Raw genomic sequence first — 1539 nt, 5'->3', positions numbered from 1 at the left:
GCTGCCGGACGCGGGCCAGCAGCGCCTGCGGGTCGGTCCCGGTGGTGCTGATGGCCGCGCGCATGGCGCCCTTGTCGCGCAGGTGGCGGGTGAGGGCGCGGGTGCCGGTCAGGGCGATGCCGACCACGTTCTGGCGGCGCAGCTCCTCGTCCAGGGTGCGCTCGGCGCGCCAGTTGGAGGTGATGCGGGCGGGCTCGCGCACGACGTACCCGGCGACCCAGACGCGGCCGGACTCGGGGTCGTCGTCGTTGACGCCGGTGTTGCCGATGTGCGGGGCGGTCATCGCCACGATCTGGCGGTGGTAGGAGGGGTCGGTGAGGGTCTCCTGGTAGCCGGTCATCCCGGTGTTGAAGACCGCCTCGCCGAAGGTCTCGCCGGTGGCGCCGAAGGAGCGGCCGCGGAAGACCCGGCCGTCCTCGAGTACCAGAATCGCGGGTCCGCTCTCGGACACGTTCGCCCCCTCCTCCGGGCCGTTCACGGCCCGGGTGTTCTCTGCTGTGCTCACTGGATCTTCCCCTCCAGAACGGTCGGGGCGCCGCGCAGGAACGTGGCGCGCACCCGGCCGGGCAGGGTCATGCCCCGGAAGGGGGTGTTGCTGCTCTTGGTGACCATGGCCGTCCCGTCCACCTCGACGGGCGCGGCCGGGTCGTACAGGACGACGTTGGCGGGCTCACCGGCGGCGAGGCCGTGACCGTGGTCGTGGACGCGGCCGATGCGGGCCGGGGTCGTGGACATACGGTCGGCGACGTCGGCCCAGGTGAGCAGGCCGGTGTCCACCATCGTGCGCTGCACGACGGCCAACGCGGTCTCCAGTCCGACCATTCCCATGGCGGCGGTGGACCACTCGGTCTCCTTGGCCTCCACGGGGTGGGGGGCGTGGTCGGTGGCGACGACGTCGATCGTGCCGTCCGCCAGTCCCTCGCGCAGCGCCTGGACGTCCTCGGCGGTGCGCAGGGGCGGGTTGACCTTGTAGATCGGATCGTAGCTCTCCACCAGCTCGTCGGTCAGCAGCAGGTGGTGGGGAGTGACCTCGGCGGTGACGTCGCAGCCGCGGGCCTTGGCCCAGCGGATGATGTCGACCGAACCCCTGGTGGAGACGTGGCACACGTGCAGGCGCGAGCCCACGTGCTGGGCCAGCAGGCAGTCGCGGGCGATGATCGCCTCCTCGGCGACCGCGGGCCAGCCGGGCAGGCCGAGGCGGTCGGAGACGCAGCCCTCGTTCATCTGGGCGCCCTGGGTCAGGCGCGGCTCCTGGGCGTGCTGGGCGACGACCCCGTCGAAGGCCTTGACGTACTCCAGGGCGCGGCGCATGAGCAGGGCGTCGGAGACGCAGATGCCGTCGTCGGAGAAGACGCGGACGCCCGCGGCGGAGTCGGCCATGGCGCCGATCTCCGACAGGCGCTCACCGGCCAGGCCGACGGTGACGGCGCCGACGGGGCGCACGTCGCAGTACCCGGCCTCGCGGCCCAGGCGCCAGACCTGTTCGACGACCCCGGCGGTGTCGGCGACGGGGTCGGTGTTGGCCATGGCGTGGACGGC

Annotated in this window: 1 protein-coding gene and 1 pseudogene (1 of these 2 running past the window's edge); both read right to left on the bottom strand. The window is 73.0% G+C overall.

The genetic code is table 11. The features are described from left to right. Positions 1 to 451 (bottom strand): carbamoyl-phosphate synthase domain-containing protein (locus D455_RS0125055; RefSeq protein WP_040685116.1); only part of this gene is annotated, 451 nt, incomplete at its 3' end. 50 nt (positions 452 to 501) lie between these two features. Beyond that, positions 502 to 1539: pseudogene (locus tag D455_RS31630) on the bottom strand (dihydroorotase) (it continues 247 nt past the right edge of the window).

It is taken from the genome of Nocardiopsis halotolerans DSM 44410 (genome assembly GCF_000341065.1).
In the GTDB taxonomy this organism is placed as follows: Bacteria; Actinomycetota; Actinomycetes; order Streptosporangiales; family Streptosporangiaceae; genus Nocardiopsis; species Nocardiopsis halotolerans.
This window is presented reverse-complemented; position numbering and strand designations above follow the sequence as displayed.